Origin of the sequence: Brooklawnia propionicigenes, from assembly GCF_030297015.1 — a bacterium.
Taxonomy (GTDB): domain Bacteria; phylum Actinomycetota; class Actinomycetes; order Propionibacteriales; family Propionibacteriaceae; genus Brooklawnia; species Brooklawnia propionicigenes.
Genome location: NZ_AP028056.1, coordinates 868,266 through 886,478 on the forward strand (window position 1 = coordinate 868,266; position 18,213 = coordinate 886,478).

Here is an 18,213-nt window from a genome sequence, read left to right on the forward strand (position 1 = left end):
GATTCTCCTTGTCAAATGGCCTTGGCGGCGATATCGGAGCGGCAGAATCCGTCCGGGAAGTCGATCTTGGCGATGTGCTCGTAGACGGCCGCGCGGGCATCTGCGAGATCATCGCCGATACCCACGACCACCAGGACGCGACCGCCGTTGGCGGTCAGTCGTCCGTCGGCGTCGAGCGCTGTGCCCGCATGGATGACGTGCACCCGGTCGGTTTCGGGAGGCAAGCTGATGTGGCCGCCCTTGCGCGGCGAGCCCGGGTAGCCCTTCGCAGCGAGTACCACACAGACCGCAGCCCGATCATCGAAGCCAAGCCGGCCGACCTCAGCCAACGATCCGGTGGCCGCGGCATAGAGCACCTGGCCGAGCGGCGTGTGCAGCAGCGGCAGCACGACCTCGGTCTCCGGGTCACCGAACCGGGCGTTGAACTCGACCACTCGTGGCCCGGCCTTGGTGATGGCCAGGCCGACGTAGAGCAGGCCGGCGAAAGCGGTGCCGAGTACGCGCATCCGGGCCAGGGTCGGGGTGACGACCGTGTCCATCACTTCCTGGACGGTGCCGGGGGCGAGCCAAGGCAGCGGAGTGTAGGCCCCCATGCCCCCCGTGTTCGGCCCGGCATCGCCGTCGCCGACACGTTTGAAGTCCTGAGCGGGCTGCAGCGGCAGGGCATCAGTGCCATCGGTGATGACGAACAAGCTGGCCTCGGGGCCATCGAGATACTCCTCGACGACCACCTGCTCACTGCCTGCGCCATGCTCGAGTGCGGCGTCGCGGTCGGTGGTGACCAGCACCCCCTTACCGGCGGCAAGGCCATCATGTTTGACCACATAGGGCGGACCGAATTCGTCGAGAGCAGCTGCCAGCTCGGCGGGAGTCCGGCAGACGCGATAACCCGCGGTGGGCACCCCGGCCTCGGCCATGATCTGCTTGGCGAACGCCTTGGAACCTTCCAACTGGGCGGCGGCCGCGCTCGGGCCGAAGCAGGCAATGCCCTTGGCCCGCACCGCGTCGGCGACGCCGGCAACCAGGGGCGCTTCCGGCCCGATGACCACGAGATTCGCCCCGACCTCGTCGGCCAAGGCGCTGACAGCCTCGGGGTCACACGGATCGACCGGGTGATTGGTGCCGACCGCCGCCGTGCCGGGGTTACCGGGGGCGATGTGCACCGCCTCAACCGACGGATCATGCGAGATGGCCAGGGCCAGGGAATGCTCTCGTCCCCCCGATCCCACCACCAGAACGGTCAACGGAATACCAAGTTGGGCTGCGCTCACGCTGCAACTCTAGTGGTCCGCGGCGGTGACCAGCCACGTGCTTCGGTGCGGAACCAGGCACGCAGCGCTCTGCGCACCTTCTGTCTCAGCACCCGCCGCGCTCTGCGCACCGTCTGTCTCGGCATCAACACCATCACCGATATGCTCCAAAGCACGGCCGATCCACGAACCGAGATCGCCTGACAGCCCGCACCGGTGAACGTAACCGCCATGTAATGACCACTTGCTACCGTCGAGGTTGGCAGATTCCCGCAAAGAAGAGACTCAGTATGCGCATCCCGACACTCCTGGTCGCTGCCGTGACGGTGTTCACCGTGACAGCCTGCCAGGCGTCCGGGACCACCTCGCCGCAGCCAGCCGAACCGGAGACGGCGCTACGCCTGGCCGAGACCAACGAGTACGAGACCCTCAACCCGCTGGAATACACCTTCTCGATCACGTCGAAGTTCTACGACTCGCTGGTCGCCGTCGGAGCCGACGGGCTGGAGCCCGAGCTCGCCACCGAGATGCCTGTCTCCAACGCCGATCTGACCGAATGGACGGTGCACCTGCGCGACGGCGTCACCTTCAGCGACGGCTCGGCCTTCGACTCAGACGATGTCGTGGCCGCCTACCAGGCGGTTCTCGACCCGGCGACGGCCTCCCCGCTGCGCGGCAACTATGAACTGGTGAACTCTGTGCGAGCAAGCGACTCGTCCACTGTCGTCTTCGACCTTGCCACGCCCTACGCGGGCTTCCCCGTGCTGCTGACACTGGGCATTCCCGCCGCCGAGACGGTCGGCGGATCAATCCTTGATTCACCGCTTGCCCGCGAGCCCGTCGGTACCGGCCCCTACACGCTGACCAACTGGCAGCAGGGCACCTCCATGACTCTGACCGCCCGCGACGACTACTGGGCCGGCAAACCACTCATCGAGCAGATCTACATCGGCTTCGTCAGCGACGAGAATGCCCGCGCGCAACGGCTGCTTTCCGGCGACTTCGATGGTGCGCAGCTGTCTTCCCTAGTCGCGAACCAGCTCAATGGGCAGCAGGGGCTGGAGACCTTCGTCAATCCGTCCGGCGACTACCGCGGCATCACCCTTCCCGAAAGCCAGCCGATCTTTCAGGACCCGAATGTGCGCATTGCGCTGAACCTGGGCACCGACCGGCAGACCATGGTCGACGGCATCCTCGCCGGGCACGGCCAAGCCATCAGTACCCCGATCACGCCGTCGTTCGGTGCGGCCTACAACGCGGATGCTGCCTTTGGCTACAACCCGCAACAAGCCGCCGCCCTGCTGGACGCGGCCGGATGGACGCCGGGCAGCGACGGCGTGCGCGCCAAGGACGGCATGCGTTTCTCATTCGAGTTGATGTACTTCGCCGAAGACACCGTGCGCCGCGATCTCGCGCAAGCGTTCGCGTCCGATATGGCGAAGCTCGGCATCGAGGTGCAGCTGCTCGCGGTCGACCGGCCGCAGGCGAAGCAGAGGCTCGCCACCACGGCATTCGTCTTCGGCGGAGGCGACGTGCCCTACGACCCCGACACCCAGCTCTACACCACCGTGCACTCCTCATTCGCGGACTTCGACCCGAACGATCCGTACTCGAATGCCAGTCAGTACCGCAACCCGGCGGTCGACGCCCTGCTCGATCAGGCCCGTGCCGAAGCCGACCCGGACGCTCGCGCCGCCGACTACCAGCAGCTGCAGATGCTGCTGGTAGTCGACCCCCCTTCGGTGACCTTGTTCGCCCTCGATCACACCTATGTGGCCCGGAACCTCGACCAGTACTCCCCGATCGAGCACGTGGTCGAGCCCCATGAGCACGGCATCGCCTGGGGCCCCTGGTGGAATGTGGCGAGCTGGCGATGAGCGCGACAGCCGTTGTTACGCCCAGGCGAGAACGCAAGCCTGCCGAAGCCATCCGCCGCGGCCGCCCGGCCGCAATCATGCGCCTGATCCTGCGCCGGCTCGGCTGGCTGGTGCCGCTGTTGGTGGCGCTGAGCCTCCTGGTGTTCGCGCTGGCCGAGCTGTCGCCGGCCGACGCATCGTCGGCCTTCCTGGGCTCGCAGGACGAGTTCACCAGCGGGGCCGGACGCCAGGGCGTCGAGCAGGCCATCGCGCAACTGCCCTGGTGGCAGACCTGGTTGCGTTGGCTCGCAGGTCTGGTGACCGGTGACCTCGGGTATTCGATGTCGGCACGGATGCCGGTCGCCGATGTGGTTTCGGCCCGGCTACCGTGGACCCTGCTGCTGATGGGCGGAGGCCTGCTGCTGGGGTTCGCTGTGTCGATTCCGCTGGCGGTGGTGGCGGCCAGGCGTCCTGGTCGGCTGGTTTCCCGAATGCTCGACATGGTGATGTGGGTGGTCTCCGCGGTGCCGCCGTTCCTGATCGGACTGGGGCTGATCGCGGTCTTCTCGTTGAGCCTGCGGGCCTTGCCTGCCGGTGGGATCAGCACCCCGGGCATGCCCGGTGGCATCGCCGATACCGTACGGCACCTGATCCTGCCGGTGACTGCCGTCGCGATCGGGCAATTGCCGTGGATCACCCTGCATCTGCGCAAGGCCCTGGTGGAGGCGTCCGGGGATCCTGGGGTGCGGGCGGCGAGGCTACGTGGCGTGCCCGAGCGCACGGTATTCGCGCGCCACATCCTGCCCACCGCGATGATCCCGGTCTTGGCAATCACCGGCGCCCGGCTGACCGAGGTGATCGCCGGTTCGGTGCTGGTCGAGCAGATTTTCTCCTGGCCGGGGCTCGGCCAATCCCTGGTGAGCGCGGCGCTGGCGCAAGATTTTCCGCTGCTGGGCGTCGTGTCGATGCTGTTGGCCGCGATGGCGTTGATCGGCGGCTTGCTCGCCGATGTGGCACTCGTCTGGCTCGATCCGAGGACGGATCCTCATGAGCTATGAACTGACGTTGCCGAGAGCGTCCGTCGCCGGGCAGATCCTCCAGAGGGTCACCTGGCCTCGACTTCTTGCCGGTCTCACCGTGGCGGCGCTGATGGCGTATGCGATCGTCGTGCCGCTGGTCAACGTGGTTCCGCTGACCGATGTCGCCTATCAGACCGGCGCTCAACCACCGTCTGTGGCTCACCTGTTCGGTACGGACCTGGCCGGCCGCGACCTGTTCGTCCGCTGTGCCTACGGCCTGCGGATCTCGATCCTGGTGGCGTTGGTGGGCGCGCTGAGCGCGATCGTCATCGGCTCGGCGGTCGGGGTGACCTGCGGGCTGATCGGCGGGCGTTTCGACCGCTGGACGATGCGGGTCGTCGACGGCTTCAACTCCCTGCCGCACCTGCTGCTGGGCATCGTCATCGCGGCGACCTTCCGCGGCTCCCTGCTGGCGATCATCATGGTCGTCGCGCTCACGCACTGGCCGCAGAGCGCACGGCTGACCCGCGCGGAGATGCTTGCCGTCGGGGTGCGCGATCACTACCGTGCGGCCATCACCCAGGGCTTCACCCGCGCACAACTGTTGCGCTACCACGCCCTGCCGCGGCTGGCCAACCAGCTGAGTGTGGCGTTCGGGCTGCTGATTCCGCACGCGATCTGGCACGAGTCGACGCTCACCTTCTTGGGGCTGGGTCTTCCGCCCCATCAACCGTCGCTGGGTTCGCTGCTCAACCTCGGTCAGCAGGCGCTGCTCACCGGCAGCTGGTGGACGCTGGCTGCTCCGGCCGGCCTGCTGGTCGTCACGACCGTGGCCATCACCGCGCTGATCAAGCCGAAGGAGCAGCACCATGGCTGAGCATGCGCCGCTGTCACCGCACGGCCATCCGGGGGCCGTCGTGACGATCCGCGATCTGCGGGTCAGCTTCGGGAACCATCCCGCGGTCAACGGCGTCGATCTCGACCTGCAGCCCGGTGCTCTCCATGTGCTGCTGGGGCCTTCGGGAGCCGGCAAGACCACCGTGATCAACGCGCTCACCGGTATGGTGCCGCGCGCCGCGCGCCGCAGCGGCCGGATCGACCTGGTCCACGGCGACGACCACTGGGACCTGATGACGCTCTCGTCGCGTGCCTTCCGTTCCCGGGTTCTCGGCCGGGTGATCGGCACCACGATCCAAGGATCGGTGACCGCTTTCACCGCAACCAGGACGCTCCGCAGCCAGCTTCGCGAGGCGATGCGGGTTGTCTCGCCGAGGTCGGGGCTGCTGCCCGTCCACCCCCACCTGGCGAGCTCGGACGATGAGCAGCGCATCCGCGAGCTGTGCTGGGCGGCCGGCGCCGAGGTCGAATGGCTCGACCGCTATCCGCACGAGCTGTCGGGCGGCCAGCTGAGCCGGCTGGGCCTGGTGGCGGCAATGATCGGGCACCCGCCGGTGCTGCTGGCCGATGAGCCCACCTCGGGGCTCGACGCCCAGTCCGCGGCGATCCTGGTGAGGGCACTCGCCAACTTCGCGCACAGCGGCCACAGCGTGCTGCTCATCACTCACGAGGCCGAGCTCGCCCGCCGCTACGGCGACGTCGTGTCGATCATGAAAGACGGTGCGATCACCGCGCATGGTGATCCCCGTCAACTCATCGCATCACGCCCAGCCATCCGCCGCACGGGCACCGTCGCCGCCCAGGCGCCAGATCGCAGCCTGACGGCTCGTGGCGTCACTCGCGTGCTGAGCGGACGCGAGATCGTCCGTTCGCTTGATCTCGATCTGCCGCGCGGGCAGATCGTCGGGCTGGCGGGAGCCTCCGGGGTGGGCAAGTCGACGCTGGCGTCCATGATGGCGCTGCTGGTCGCCCCGGATGAGGGGACGATCGAACTCGACGGCCGGCCATTGCACGGCGCCGGGCTGACACTGGCTCCCGCCGTGCGTCGCCGGGTTGGCTGGGTCTCCCAACAACCATTCACCGCGATGGATCCGCGGATGAGCCTGGCCAAGGCGATCGAACTCCCCGCCAGGCTTGCAGGGCTTGAGATCGACGCCTACCAGGCCGCACGATGGTGCGGCCTGGCGCCGGAGTTGCTCGACCGCCGACCCGATCAGGTATCCGGGGGGGAGTTGCAGCGAGCCTGCATCGTCCGGGCGCTCGCCTTGCGGCCCGACTATCTGATCCTGGACGAGATCACCGCGATGCTGGACGCCGAGACGGCCCGTGATGTGCTGGCCCGCGTCCGGAAAGTGACCGACCAACGGGGTATCGGGGTGCTGCTGATCTCACACGACCAGTCGGCGTTGGATGAGTTCGCCGACCTCCGGTGGACCATGACAGCCACCCCTGACGGCCCAGTATTGCGTCCAACCGAGGAACAAACCGAGATCAAGGAGTTCGACCATGCATCTCACACCAGGTGACCAGGAACGGCTCATGCTGGCGTTGGCCGGCATCGTCGCCCGCGACCGGCAGGCGCGCGGCATCAAGCTGAACTATCCGGAGGCCATCGCCATCCTGACCTCATGGGTCATCGAGCGCGCCCGCGAGGGGGTCAGCGTGGCCGAGCTCATGCAACTGGGACGCGAAGTACTCGGCCCCGACGACGTGATGCCCGGCGTCGCCGACCTGATCACCGAGGTGCAGGTGGAGGCGATGTTCCCCGATGGACGCAAGCTGGTCACCTTGCACCACCCCATCGCCGCGACCGGTGCTGCCGAAGGACCCGGAGCTGTCCGGGTACGTCCCGGCACCGTAGAGCTCAACGCCGATCGGTCCCCTGCCGAGCGCATCGAGCTGACCATCACCAATACCGGCGACCGACCCGTGCAGATCGGCTCGCATCTTCATCTGCCCGACGCGAACTCCGCTCTCGACTTCGACCGCGACAAGGCGTTCGGTTTCCGGCTGGATATCCCGGCCGGCACCTCGCACCGTTTCGAACCGGGAGTCTCGCGCACCGTGCAGGCGGTCACCATCCGCGGACGGCGGCAAGTCCCCGGCCTGCAGTTGGGCAAGACCGACGGCGGCGACCTCGGTCCGCTCCCCTCGTCCGCCACCACCACCGATAGCGACGCCGACCAGACCAAGGAGGCCTGAAATGCAGATCAGCCGTGAGAAGTACGCGTCGCTGTACGGGCCGACCAGCGGAGATCAGGTCCGGCTGGCCGACACCGACCTGTGGATCGAGGTCGAGAAAGACCTGACCATCGGAGGCGACGAGGCCGTTTTCGGCGGAGGCAAGTCGATCCGCGAGTCGATGCTGCAGGGTTCGGTCACCAGCGCCGAAGGCGCCCCGGATACGGTCATCACGAATGCGATCGTGCTGGACTGGTGGGGAATCGTGAAGGCCGATGTCGGCATCAAGGACGGCGCGATCGTGGCGCTCGGCCGGGCGGGCAACTCCGACGTCAGCGACGGCGTCCACCCGCAGCTGCAGATCGGCCCGTCCACCGAGATCATCAGCGGCGAGGGCAAGATCTTGACCGCGGGCGGGTTCGACTCGCACGTCCACATGATTTCGCCGTCGCAGACCATCGAGGCCTTGTCGACCGGCATCACGACGATCAGCGGTGGCGGCACCGGCCCGGCCGAGGGCACCAAGGCCACCACGGTGACGCCGGGGCCCTGGCATCTGCGCCTCATCCATCGGGCGATGGACCCGTTCCCGGTGAATGTGCTGCTGCTGGGCAAGGGCAATACGGTGAGCGCCGAGGGGCTCGCCGAGCAGGCCCTGGCCGGGGCGGGCGGATACAAGGTGCACGAGGACTGGGGCTCGACTCCGGCCGCCCTGGACGCCGCGCTGCGGGCCGCTGACGAGTGGGGGCTGCAGGTCGCCCTGCACTCGGATTCGCTGAACGAGGCCGGCTTCGTCGAGTCGACCATCAAGGCGATCGCCGGACGCTCGATCCACGCGTTCCACACGGAGGGCGCGGGTGGCGGTCACGCCCCCGACATCTTGAAGCTGGCCGGTGAACCGTACGTGCTGCCGGCGTCCACCAATCCGACGCTGCCGCACACCAAGAACACCGTCGACGAGCACCTCGACATGTTGCTGGTCTGCCACCACCTCAATCCGAAGGTGCCCGAAGACCTGGCCTTCGCCGAGTCCCGCATCCGGGCGACCACCATCGCGGCCGAGGACATTCTGCACGACATGGGCGCGCTGTCGATCACCTCCTCCGACGCGCAGGCGATGGGCCGGATCGGTGAGGTCATCACCCGGACCTGGCAGGTCGCCCATGTCATGAAAGCGCGGCTGGGGTCGCTCGGCGGCGGGCTGCCGGCCGACAATGAACGGGCCCGGCGCTATGTGGCGAAATACACCATCAACCCGGCGATCGCGCACGGGGTGGACGGCTATCTCGGCTCGATCGAGGTGGGCAAGATGGCTGATCTGGTGTTGTGGGATCCCCGCTTCTTCGCGGTGCGCCCGGAAATGGTGATCAAGGGTGGCGCGGTGGTCTGGGGCTCGCTCGGGGATCCGAACGCGTCCATCACCACTCCACAGCCGACCCTCGAGCGGCCCACTCTGGCTGCCCCGGCGGCGCCCGATCTTTGCGTTTCGTTCGTTTCTCCCGCAGCACTGGACGCCGGCCTGGCCGACCAGCTCGGGCTGCGGCGCAAGCTCCTTGCAGTGTCGAGCACCCGCGAGACGACGAAGGCCGACATGAAGAACAACGACGCCACGCCGAAGATCGACATCGACCCGGAGACCTTCGCGATCGACATCGACGGCGTCCGCATCGAACCGGAGCCGGCCGATGTGCTGCCGGCGGCCCAGCTCTACACCCTCTACTGAGCCGTTGACCGAGACGAACAGCGCGATGTCCGGGCTGCTGTTGACCTTCTTGGCCGATGTGCGCCTGCCGGTGGGAGCCCATACTCAGTCGGCCGGCCTCGAACCCGCGCTGCAGGCCGGGATGCCGGCCGGTGCCGTGGACCGCTTCATCCGAACCCGACTGGAGACGGTCACCGAGGTTGAGGCGGGCACCGCGGTGGTGGCCAGAGCCGTCGAGCTCTCGGGCGGGGATCTGGCGGCAGTCGAGAGCGCCTGGGCGGCCCGCACTCCGAGCCGGGCGCTGCGCGACAACGCCCATCAACTCGGACGCGGACAGTCGCGGCTTCTCGCCACTTTGTGGCCGACCGAGCGTGACCATCATGATGCGCGATACTGCCGGGCGATCGTGCTGGGGGTCACCGCTGCCAGAGCCGGGCTGGACGCGCACGATACGGCCCGTCTGGTCGGCTACGACGATCTGCAGGCGGTGACCTCGGCGCTGCTCAAGCTCGAACCCGGCGATCCGGTCGAGGTTGCAGCCCTCACTCGAGACCTGCTGAGCGAGGTCGAGGCGATGGCCGATCGGGTCGCCGGGCTCACGGCGCCGGAGCAGATCCCGGCCCACGCGGCGCCACAGCTGGAACTATGGACTGAGCGTCATGCTCACACGACAGAAAGGTTGTTCCGTGCCTGAATCCGCTGTTCCCACCCGCGCGATGCGTCTCGGGGTGGCCGGGCCGGTCGGCACCGGCAAGAGTTCACTCATCGCGATGATCTGCCGGCAGCTGTCGGATTCGCTGTCGCTGGCAGTGGTGACCAATGACATCTACACCGATGAGGATGCCCGTTTCCTGAAGGCGGCAGGGGTGCTGGACCCGGAGCGCATCCGGCCGGTGGAGACCGGAGCCTGCCCGCATACCGCCATCCGCGATGACGTCACGGTGAATCTGCTGGCCGCGGAGGATCTGGAGGCCGATTTCGCGCCGGTCGACATCGTCCTGATCGAATCGGGCGGAGACAATCTGACCGCAACCTTCTCCCCCGCGCTGGTCGATGTGCAGATCTTCGTGCTCGATGTGGCAGGTGGCGGCGACGTGGTGCGCAAGGGCGGGCCGGGTATCGCCCGGGCCGATCTGCTGGTGATCAACAAGACCGATCTCGGGCCATTCGTCGATGTGGACGTCGACCGGATGATCCGGGAGGGACGCGAGGTGCGGGCCGGTCGTCCGGTGCTCGGGGTGTCCAGGACCGATCCGGAGTCGATGACGGCGCTCAAGCAGTGGGTGCTCGACAGTCTGGCGAGCTTCCGCAGCGGCCATCACGTGGCGGTCGATCCCGGCCCGATGGCCCCGCACGTGCACGCTGACGGCACGGTGCACTCCCATGCCGACAGTGCGCCCGGGCATGCGCACGTCCACCAGCATTGATGCGTACCCGGATCGAGGTCACACCGGACGCCGACCGGCCTCGGGTCGACCTACGCGGGGACGTGCTCGCTCCCCGTATCCTGTCTGCGACGCCGGTCGGGGCGCAGGTCGCCCTGGTGGGGACGCAGATGGTGCTGCTGGCCGGCGACAGCATCGGCATCGACATCGTCGTGGCACCGGGTGGCCGGCTCGAGATCGTCGAGCCGGTCGGTACCGTCGCCTACGGGGGCACCGGCCGGTCCCGTTGGGAGGTGTCCATCGAGGTGGGGGCGGGCGCCACCCTGATCTGGGAGGGGCAGCCCTTCGTGGTGTCGGATGGCGCGACCGTGCTGCGGACCACCGACATTCGGCTCGGCGATGGCGCGAGGCTTCTGCAGCGCGAGGTTCTCGCGTTCGGACGCTCCGGTCAGCACGGCGGCGACCTGGTGAGCTGCCTGCACGCCCGGTCCGCCGATGGCTTGCCACTGCTGATCGAGGACCTCGATCTGGCCCGTGGCAAGCGTGAACGCCTGGGGGTACTCGGGGACGACCGCGTCCTCGACTCGATCATCGCGCTGGGCTGGCGTCCCGAGGGTGACATCCCTGCCGGGCCCGCTGCCTTCGAGTTGGCCGAGCCAGGCGTCCTGCTGCGACAGCTGGGACGCGAGCACGCCCACCAGCCCATGGATGCCTGCTGGCAGGCGTGGCGCGGTCAGGACGCTCTCAGCGGGCGGTCGCCGGGCCCGGCGACCGCATCGTAGCGAACTCCACCCGCGTTCGCCGCGTCACCCTTGCGCGGTCTTGTGGTGCGCCTTCAGCTCGGGCAACTGGCTCAGCAGCGGCCCCAGCTCGCGGGCGGCGGCTGCGTCCACGACCTCTTCGCGGCTGAAACCGAGCAGGAAGAGCACGGCGTCCAGATAGGGCAGATTCAGCGACGTGTCCGCCGAGGCCCGGACCGCGGGCTTGGCATTGAACGCCACCCCCAGACCGGCCGCAGCGAGCATGTCGAGATCGTTGGCACCGTCACCGATCGCGACCGTGCGTGACAGCGGCAGCCCCTCGGCCGCGGCGAACTCGCGCAGCTTCTGCGCCTTGGCAGCTCTGTCGACCACCGGGCCGCTGACGCGTCCGGTCAGCACGCCATCGATCACTTCGAGTGAATTCGCATAGACATGTTCGATGCCCAGCTCGGCTGCCAGCGGTCCGACGACCTCGATGAAACCGCCGGATACCAGCCCGACGGCGAAACCGAGATCTTGCAGGGTGCCGACCAGCGTCCGCGCCCCGGGCGTCAGCCGAACCGCCTGGCGCACCTCGTCGAAGATGGACGCAGGCAGTCCGGCAAGCTTCGAGACCCGCTGATGCAGGCTGGTCGCGAAATCGATCTCGCCGCGCATCGCGGCGGCCGTCACTTCGGCCACCTCGGCTTCGCGTCCGGCGTGCGCGGCCAGCAACTCGATCACCTCATCGCGGATGAGAGTGGAATCCACATCCATGACGACCAGGCGGCGGCCCTGCCGGGCCAGGCCGGCGGGCGAGACGGCGACATCGAATCCTGCTTGCGCCGAGGCCTGAGCCAGCGCCGGACGCAGATCGGCGACCTCGGCATGCGAGACCCAGAACTCGATGCTGGTCATCGGCTGGCGCGACAGCCGGCGGCTGCGGTCGATGTTGCCGCCATGCTCGCTGATCACCCGGGCGGCCGCAGCGACGTGCTCGGCCAGTAAAGGGCGCCCGAGCAGCGTCACCACAACGCGTTTCGGACGCGGTGGATTGTCGCCGACACCCTCCCGGATATGCAGCGTCACCCCAAGCCGAGCGCATGTCCCGGCCAGCTTGTCGGTCAACCCGGTGACATCTTCGGGCAGCGAACCGAGCAGCAGCGCCAAGATCAGCTGCTCACGCACCACCACCTGCTCGAAGTCGAGGATCTCCGCCCCGGCGGAGGCTATCGCGTCCATCAGCTGAACCGCCATGCCAGGGGCATCGGTGCCGGTGATGGTCGCAGCCAGCGTCTGCCGCTCGTTCATGTCGCCCGGGACCGCTCAGACCAACGGGTTGATGATGATCGACTCTTCGCGTCCCGGGCCCACCCCGATGCCGCTGATCCGGCAATGGATCAGATCCTCCAGATGGTGAACGTAGGCCTGGCAGTTGGCGGGCAACTCGTCGAAGCTGCGCGCGGCCGAAATGTCTTCGGTCCAGCCGGGCACGTACTCGTAGATCGGCTTGGCAGCGCACAGCTCGGGCTGGGTCATCGGGTAGACGTCGCTGCGGGTGCCGTTGATGTCGTAGGCCACACACACCGGGATCTGGTCCCAGCCGGACAGCACGTCCAACTTGGTGAGGAAGATATCGGTACAGCCGTTGACCTTCGCGGCCACCTCGACGATCGGGGCATCGAACCAGCCGCAGCGGCGCGGACGACCGGTTGTCGCCCCGAACTCGCTGCCGTCCTGGCGCAGCTTCTCGCCGTCGGCGTCCAGCAGTTCGGTCGGGAACGGACCTTCGCCGACACGCGTGGTGTAGGCCTTCGCGATGCCGATGACCCTGTCGATGCGGGTCGGGCCGACTCCGGTACCGGTGCAGGCGCCGCCGGCGGTCGGATTCGAGCTGGTCACGAACGGGTAGGTGCCGTGATCCACATCGAGATGGTGGGCTTGGGCGCCCTCGAAGAGCACCACCTTGCCATCGTCCAGAGCATCATTGAGCAGGCGGGCAGCATCCACGATGTAGGGACGAATCCGCTCGGTGTAGCCGAGCAGCTGCTCGGTGATCAGCTCGGGATTGATCTCGCGGCGGTTGAAGATCTTGACCAGCGTCTGGTTTTTCTGTTCCAGCGATGCGACAACCTTGTCGTGCAGCAGGTCGGCGTCCAGCAGGTCCGCGGCGCGCAGGCCGATGCGGTTGACCTTGTCGGAGTAGGCCGGACCGATGCCCCGGCCGGTCGTCCCGATGCGCTTCTTGCCGGCGAAGCGCTCGGTGACCTTGTCGAGGGTCTGGTGGTAAGGGGTGATCAGATGAGCGTTTGCGCTGATCAACGGGTGATCGACGATCACCCCGCGCTCGGTGAGTCCGTCGAGTTCGTGGTACATGACCTGAGGATCGATGACTACACCGTTACCGATGACAGTGGTGGCGTTGCGATTCAGGATGCCCGCCGGGAGCAGGTGCATGATGAACTTCTCGCCTCCGACCACCACGGTGTGACCGGCGTTGTTACCCCCCGAGTAGCGCACGACGTAGTCGACCTGCTCGCCGAGAGCGTCGACCGCTTTACCTTTGCCCTCGTCGCCCCATTGGGCGCCCAGAACGATGATGCCCGGCATGTGTGCATACCTTCCTGTTCGTTCCGGCGATTCACCCCGGAACACAGTGAAGCCCCTTGCTCGACATGTTCAGCAAGAGGGCTCTTGCCACCTCACTCTAGCTGCACCCCTCGGCACCAGCCAACGCGGCTCACCGTGTGGCCTTGTCATGCAGCGGGTTCATGCTGCCAGTAGCTCGGCTCTTTCTTCTTCACCCACCCGATCACATGGCCGGTGATCGGCATCAAGGCGAACTGCACGAGGATCTTCCACAGGTAGCCGAAGAATGTATAGCTCAGCCACTGGTTGACCGTGGTGATGCCGATCACCGGGGCGGCGATCGTGCAGAACAAGATGGTGTCGACAGCCTCCCCGGCACCGGTGGACGAGGCGAGTCGCTGGTAGAGCCGCTTCTCGGAGTGTCTCCGCTTGCCGGTCCACATGATCAGCGAATTGGTCGTTTGCCCGCCCGCGTAGCCGACCATGCTGGCCAGCACGATCTGCCAGACCGGCCCCAGGGCCAGTTCGAGGGCCTGCTGATGGGCCGTGCCGTAGTCGTCGGTGAAGCCGGGCAGCGCAATCACGACCGCGTAGATCAGCACCGATGCGATGCTGGCGACGAAGCCGGTGATGATCGCCCGCTTCGCGGCACGCGGCCCGTAGATCTCGGTGATCATGTCGCCGAGAATGTAGGCGAGCGGGAAGAGGAAAAACGCCCCGTCCGTGATCACCGGTCCGAAGACCACACCCTTCGAGGCGCCGATGCTCGACAAGATGACGACCACCGCCATCATGGCGACCATGGTGGCGTAGTTTCCCGATCCGATGCTGGCGTATCTCACGATGGGCCAGTCTAGGTGCTCGGGGCACACCGCCCCCGCGTGCCTCATCTTCTTCAGTTGACCGCTTGGATCGATCCAAATCGCCGATTTCCGGCTCATCGGCCCCAAGTGAAGAAGACCAGTCACGCCGGGAGCATGCAAGGGTCGCCCACGTCTGCTGCAGGACTGTCTCGGGCTCATTCCAGATCGTCGACGGTGTGAATCGCAGTATCCGCCAGCCGTCGGCGGTGAGCCAGTTGCTGTGCGCCCGATCCGATTCGAAACTCGCAACCTGCGTGTGGTACTTGCGTCCATCGACCTCGACGATGAGCTTGGGGACATCGAAAGCGATGTCAGGAATCACGAGGTGTCCGCACGCGATGATCTGCCGGTTGCCTACCCACCCGTCGATGCCTGCCTTGCGGTAGAGCATCTGCAGGTTCATCTCCGGCACGGACCACGGATTGCCCGCTGCTCGCGCCAGGCATTCTCTCCGGATTCCGGGCTTCAACCGCCGCGCGACGAGGTCGCCGGCCCGGGCCAAGGACTCGGCGCTCACGGCGCCTCGCCGCAGGCCCTCGCACAAAGCCGCCCACTTCCCCATCGTTGCCATATCGAGCACGGTCAGTTCGGCCCTGGTGATGATCGCGGTACCCCAGTTCGCTCGTAGCTCCACCGGCACCTTCACCTGGTGCAGTCGCACGATCTTCGGAACGACATCCGTCTGGGGACCCGCCAGGTCGATCATGGTGTCGGGGCACTCCGGCCAGAAGGAGGCCCGAGCTGCCGCGGGGCCCATCAGAATGTGCCCGGGCCGCCAGGTGTGCGCTGCCCGGGCTCGGATCACCGGGTCGTCAACGAGATCCGCGGCAACCAGCACGCCCGGACAAAGCCGCACCAGCGTGCCTGCCGCGATAGCGCGGGTGAACTGATTGCGTAGTGGCCGGTAATCCGCGGCAGCAATGACGCCACCGCCAGCTCTCAGGGCATCCTCGAGGTTCATGCCTAGAGGATTGGCGAGTGCCCCCGCGAATCGGTCATCTTTCTTCGAGGCTGTGGATAAGTCTGTCGTGCCTCATCTTCTTCAGTTCACCGCTTGGATCGATCCAAATCGCCGATTTCCGGCTTATCGGCCTCAGGTGAAGAAGATCAGTCACGCCGGGAGCGTTCGAACTGGCGTGGCTGCATTGGCGCCACCACAGGTAGCCATCTCACAGCTCGGTTTCCTGCGCCAGAGCAGGACGAACCACGATCCGAGTCCACGAGCCGACATAGATGCGGTCGTGGTAGCCGAGTTCGGTGCGCCGCGCGATGGGCTCGATCGGCAGCGGCTGATCGACCCGGCCGACGTAGGTTCCGTTGGACGAGCCCAAGTCCTCGACGAACCAGCGGATGCCGTCGGTCGTCAGCGCCGCCTGCTGACGGCTCACCCCGGTGTCGGTCAGGCAGTCGAGGTCGGGATGGGTCTTCCCGGAGGTCCGTCCGATCACCATTCGCGGCTTGCGCAAGCCAGTGATGATCGGCTGGCCCGGGGAAGGGAGCTGTTCGGGTGCCTGTTGCAGGCGGTACCACTCGGGATCGATCCAGATCTCCGCCACCCAGCGGGCGGGGCCGGTTTGGGTAGGCGGCACACTACTGGACGCAGGAGCCGCCACGGGCTGGGCCGGTGGTGGTGCAGGCTGCGTGGACGCCGGGGGCTGCGGCGCCGGCGACGGCGAGGCGGCCGGCTGATAGGTGCCCTGCGGTGGCCGAGGGTCTACCGAGATCGGACGCAACGACTCGGGGCTGGGTACATCCGCGCCCGGATCCCCCAGATCGAGAGCCTCACCGATCGCCGGATCGGGGGCTTGCTGGACGGGCGCGGCAGGGGCAGCCGATTCCACCACCAGCGGGTTGTCCAGATCTGCATGGCTGGGGGCATCACCGAGATCGAAATAGCCCGGCACGGGCGGCGCGGGCGGTTCCTCGGGCTCTGCGGAAGACATCGTGTCGCCGGCCGACTCTGCGGAAGCCGCCGTGTTGCCGGCCGGCTCTGCGGAAGCCGTGTTGCCGGCCGGCTCTGCGGAAGCCGTGTTGCCGACCGGCTCCGGGGAAACCGCCGTGTTGTCGGCCGGCTCGGCGGCGGCTTGCCCGGAAGGCCGATCAAGCCCGCGCGGCAGCGCCCCCGTCAGGAAGTCATAGCCGCAGGTTTCGCAGAAGAAGGCGTCCGCGGCCGCCACCGTATGGCACACCGGGCAGGTCTGCGTCGCAGGTCTCGGCGCCGCAGCGACGCCCGGCGCCTGCGGACCCGCCTCACCAGCCGCCGGTGATGGTGGCCGAACCTCAGCCGAAGCCTCGATCCGCGCCCCGCACACCGAGCAGTAATCGTCTGTCAGGCTTTCATGACCGACAGGACAACGTGTCATCGCTACTCCGCCTGTCCATTCGACTGCCCGGCGTTCTCACCGTTCGACTGGCGAGTCCGCGTCGTCTTGGTGGACGAGGTGTCGAGCGCCATCTCGTCCGCTTTCTCGATCCTGCTCTTCAGCCGTACCGTGCCGGTTCCCGGATCGACGACGTCGACGACCTTCCGCAGCTTGGTGGTCGCCTCGTGATTGCCGGTCTGCTGGGCCAGTTGCACCGCACGTCCGAGTTTGCTGGTCGCGGTCGACAGGTCCCCGGCCTTGCGCGCGGCCAGGCCCTCCTGGATCGCCGCGGCCAACTCGGTCTGGCCGGTGTAGTGGGCAACCTCGTCGTTGATCTGCGCGGTCAGCGAATCGTCGCTCGACCACATCGCCTTGACCAGGCCCTGCGTCCGGGGCTGCTCGCCGACCACCAGCTGTACCCGGGCCGCCAGCTGTTCTTGACCGACCGCCTTTGCGGGTAGCCGCACCGCGACGTGGTAGTCGCGCTCCTCATCGCCCCACGCGCCGGTCGGGAAGTCCACCGTCAGCGGGTTCACCGGCTCGCCCTGATAGGTCAGGTCCTCCACCGTCGGCGAGACCTGCCGGACGAAAAGCAGCTGGGCGCCCTGCGGCGTCCACACCCGCAGGTTCGCCGACGACACCCCGCGGCTCATCGAGGTCTGCATGATCTTGGCGAACTCGGCGGCCATCATCGACGGATCGGGAATGATGTCCAACGTGCCCATCAGGGCTCGAGCGATCTTGCGGACCTCGGAAACCACCCAGTAGGTGCCGATGCCACGGCAGTCGCACTGAAAATGCCCGACACAGGCCCGGATGGCCGCGTCCAGCTGCTCGGGCGTCTCATGCTCATCGGCACCGTCGGTCAGCAGCAGCGCGTGCCGCTGGGTGACCTTGCCGCCCATCGAGTTGAACAGTGCCAGCGTCAGGTTCAGCCAGCGCCCGATCGCGGTGCCGCCGTCGGCCACCAACCGGCTGATGGCGTCCTTGGCCTCGCGACGCGTGCGCGGGCTCATCTGCACCATGCCCGGCCCCGACTGGACGACCGGGTATGCCAGATACGCCTCATGAGTGCCCGAGACGACCGCGAAATAGGTGCCGTCCAGAATGTTGTCGAGCGCCACCATCGCTGCCTGCCGCGCGGCCAGCATGCTGCGCTGACCCATCGATCCGGAACAGTCGATGATGATGATTTCGCCCGCGCCACCGTCCGATCCGGCGCTCCCGGCATCGCTGACCCCGATCCGCACGATCGCGTTGACATCGGTGCCACCATCGGGCAGGTATTCGTTCTGGTAGACCGTGGAGTTGAACAGGGCCACGGATCGTCCTTTCGTTGGCAGACCGGCTTGCGCACCCGCAGCCAGA

Annotated in this window: 15 protein-coding genes and 1 pseudogene; 9 read left to right on the forward strand and 7 right to left on the reverse strand. The window is 67.3% G+C overall.

The genetic code is table 11. The features are described from left to right. Positions 1–11: 11 nt before the first annotated feature. Positions 12–1,244 (reverse strand): phosphoribosylamine--glycine ligase, encoded by a 1,233-nt coding sequence (purD, locus tag QUE25_RS03955; protein ID WP_286268487.1) that lies wholly within the window; start codon positions 1,242–1,244, stop codon positions 12–14. Between the two features lie 296 nt (positions 1,245–1,540). Between purD and QUE25_RS03960 the strand changes: the two genes are divergently transcribed. The 9 genes from QUE25_RS03960 to QUE25_RS04000 are packed head-to-tail and all read left to right on the forward strand — an operon-like array spanning position 1,541 to position 11,072. Further along, complete coding sequence (locus QUE25_RS03960; protein ID WP_286267775.1) at positions 1,541–3,127, forward strand: ABC transporter substrate-binding protein; 1,587 nt, start codon at positions 1,541–1,543, stop codon at positions 3,125–3,127. Then, complete coding sequence (locus QUE25_RS03965) at positions 3,124–4,164, forward strand: ABC transporter permease (RefSeq protein ID WP_286267777.1); 1,041 nt, start codon at positions 3,124–3,126, stop codon at positions 4,162–4,164. The genes QUE25_RS03960 and QUE25_RS03965 overlap by 4 nt, the downstream gene beginning before the upstream one ends. Continuing rightward, on the forward strand, positions 4,154–5,002 hold the full coding sequence (locus QUE25_RS03970; protein WP_286267780.1) for an ABC transporter permease: 849 nt from the start codon (positions 4,154–4,156) through the stop codon (positions 5,000–5,002). The genes QUE25_RS03965 and QUE25_RS03970 overlap by 11 nt, the downstream gene beginning before the upstream one ends. Next, positions 4,995–6,548: an ABC transporter ATP-binding protein gene (locus QUE25_RS03975; RefSeq protein ID WP_286267781.1), complete on the forward strand. Its 1,554-nt coding sequence runs from the start codon at positions 4,995–4,997 to the stop codon at positions 6,546–6,548. Before QUE25_RS03970 ends, QUE25_RS03975 begins: the two co-directional genes overlap by 8 nt. Further along, positions 6,529–7,224, forward strand: a complete 696-nt coding sequence (locus QUE25_RS03980) for an urease subunit gamma (protein WP_286267783.1) — start codon at positions 6,529–6,531, stop codon at positions 7,222–7,224. The genes QUE25_RS03975 and QUE25_RS03980 overlap by 20 nt, the downstream gene beginning before the upstream one ends. Before the next feature lies 1 nt (position 7,225). Beyond that, the gene (locus tag QUE25_RS03985) at positions 7,226–8,926 is read left to right on the forward strand and encodes an urease subunit alpha (RefSeq protein WP_286267786.1); all 1,701 of its coding nucleotides are present in this window, start codon (positions 7,226–7,228) and stop codon (positions 8,924–8,926) included. Between the two features lie 4 nt (positions 8,927–8,930). Further along, a complete protein-coding gene (locus QUE25_RS03990) occupies positions 8,931–9,599 on the forward strand; it encodes an urease accessory protein UreF (RefSeq protein ID WP_286267788.1) in 669 nt (222 codons plus the stop codon). After that, positions 9,592–10,332 carry an urease accessory protein UreG gene (gene ureG / locus QUE25_RS03995; RefSeq protein WP_286267790.1) on the forward strand — a complete coding sequence of 247 codons (741 nt, stop codon included), beginning with the start codon at positions 9,592–9,594 and terminating at the stop codon, positions 10,330–10,332. The genes QUE25_RS03990 and ureG overlap by 8 nt, the downstream gene beginning before the upstream one ends. Continuing rightward, positions 10,332–11,072 carry an urease accessory protein UreD gene (locus tag QUE25_RS04000; RefSeq protein ID WP_286267792.1) on the forward strand — a complete coding sequence of 247 codons (741 nt, stop codon included), beginning with the start codon at positions 10,332–10,334 and terminating at the stop codon, positions 11,070–11,072. Before ureG ends, QUE25_RS04000 begins: the two co-directional genes overlap by 1 nt. Positions 11,073–11,096: 24 nt before the next feature. Here the strand turns inward: QUE25_RS04000 and serB are convergent, their stop codons facing one another. From serB to QUE25_RS04025, 6 genes and pseudogenes are all read right to left on the reverse strand, one after another. Continuing rightward, positions 11,097–12,341: a phosphoserine phosphatase SerB gene (gene serB, locus QUE25_RS04005; protein ID WP_286267794.1), complete on the reverse strand. Its 1,245-nt coding sequence runs from the start codon at positions 12,339–12,341 to the stop codon at positions 11,097–11,099. Positions 12,342–12,356: 15 nt separating this feature from the next. Next, positions 12,357–13,640, reverse strand: coding sequence for an adenylosuccinate synthase (locus QUE25_RS04010; RefSeq protein WP_286267796.1), 1,284 nt, complete (start codon positions 13,638–13,640; stop codon positions 12,357–12,359). Positions 13,641–13,786: 146 nt separating this feature from the next. After that, on the reverse strand, positions 13,787–14,461 hold the full coding sequence (locus tag QUE25_RS04015) for a queuosine precursor transporter (protein ID WP_286267798.1): 675 nt from the start codon (positions 14,459–14,461) through the stop codon (positions 13,787–13,789). Positions 14,462–14,615: 154 nt separating this feature from the next. Beyond that, a pseudogene (locus QUE25_RS14790) lies at positions 14,616–15,443 on the reverse strand (endonuclease domain-containing protein); the annotation flags it as partial. A gap of 208 nt (positions 15,444–15,651) precedes the next feature. Continuing rightward, positions 15,652–16,671: an FHA domain-containing protein gene (locus QUE25_RS04020; protein WP_286267800.1), complete on the reverse strand. Its 1,020-nt coding sequence runs from the start codon at positions 16,669–16,671 to the stop codon at positions 15,652–15,654. A gap of 176 nt (positions 16,672–16,847) precedes the next feature. Further along, positions 16,848–18,167, reverse strand: coding sequence for a vWA domain-containing protein (locus QUE25_RS04025; protein ID WP_286267802.1), 1,320 nt, complete (start codon positions 18,165–18,167; stop codon positions 16,848–16,850). Between the last annotated feature and the right edge of the window lie 46 nt (positions 18,168–18,213).